1 protein-coding gene and 1 pseudogene are annotated in these 1189 nt (G+C 70.6%); both read left to right on the forward strand.

Translation table 11 applies throughout. The features are described from left to right. Window positions 1-182: pseudogene (locus KZA10_RS15670) on the forward strand (shikimate dehydrogenase); the annotation flags it as partial. 64 nt (window positions 183-246) lie between these two features. Then, window positions 247-1189, forward strand: a 943-nt coding sequence (gene aroC, locus KZA10_RS15675; protein WP_218683348.1) for a chorismate synthase, incomplete at its 3' end; no start/stop codon positions are given.

The raw sequence follows: 1189 nt of genomic DNA on the forward strand, positions 1-1189 counted from the left end.
CCGCCTACGCACCGTGGCCGTCTGCCCTCGCAGCGCGATGGGCCGACGGCGCCACGATCTCCGGGCTCGGGATGCTGCTGCACCAGGCGGTGCGCCAGATCCGTATCTTCCTGCACGGTGATCCCGCCGCCGAACTGCCGGATGAGGTCGCCGTGATCGCGGCGATGCGTGCCGCCATCTGACTCGATCGGCGTCGACGACGAAACGCGGCGCGGCGGGGGTGCGAACCCGTGGGAGACTGGAGCAATGCTCCGCGTGCTCACGGCCGGCGAATCGCACGGCCCAGAACTCATCGCCGTCATGGAGGGTCTGCCCTCCGGCGTCCCTGTGTCGTCCGAGGCCATCCAGGCCGACCTCTCTCGCCGCAAGCTCGGCTACGGCCGGGGTTCGCGGATGAAGTTCGAGCAGGACGAGCTGACGATCTCCGGCGGTGTGCGCCACGGCAAGAGCCTCGGCAGCCCGATCGCCCTGCGCATCGGCAACACCGAGTGGCCGAAGTGGATCGAGGTCATGAACCCCGAGCCGGTCGAGCTCACCGACAGGTCCCGCGGACGCAGCGCTCCTCTCACGCGCCCGCGCCCGGGGCACGCCGACCTCGTGGGCATGCAGAAGTACGACTTCGACGAGGCACGTCCGATCCTCGAGCGTGCGAGCGCCCGTGAGACGGCGGCTCGCGTGGCTCTCGGCGCGATCGCCCGCTCGTTCCTCGGCGAACTCGGCATCCGTCTCGTCAGCCACACGCTCTCGATCGGTCCGGTACGCGTGCCTGAAGGCTCGCCTCTGCCCACCCCGGACGACGTGGACGCGCTCGACGCCGATCCGTTGCGCTGCTTCGACGCAGCCACCTCTGCACTGATGGTCGCCGAGGTCGACGATGCGAAGAAGGACGGCGACACGCTCGGTGGCATCGTCGAGGTTCTCGCCTACGGGCTGCCCCCGGGGCTCGGCTCGCACGTGCACTGGGACCGCCGCCTCGACGCACGTCTCGCGCAAGCGCTCATGAGCATCCAGGCGATCAAGGGCGTCGAGGTCGGCGACGGCTTCGAGACCACGCGTCGTCGCGGTTCGGCGGCGCACGACGAGCTCTTCGCCACCGCCGACGGCATCACCCGCGGCTCCGACAGGGCCGGCGGGACCGAGGGCGGCATGTCGACCGGCACCGTGCTGCGTGTGCGCGCCGGGATGAAGC

It is taken from the genome of Microbacterium sp. BF1, from assembly GCF_019279095.1.
Taxonomy (GTDB): Bacteria; Actinomycetota; Actinomycetes; order Actinomycetales; family Microbacteriaceae; genus Microbacterium; species Microbacterium maritypicum.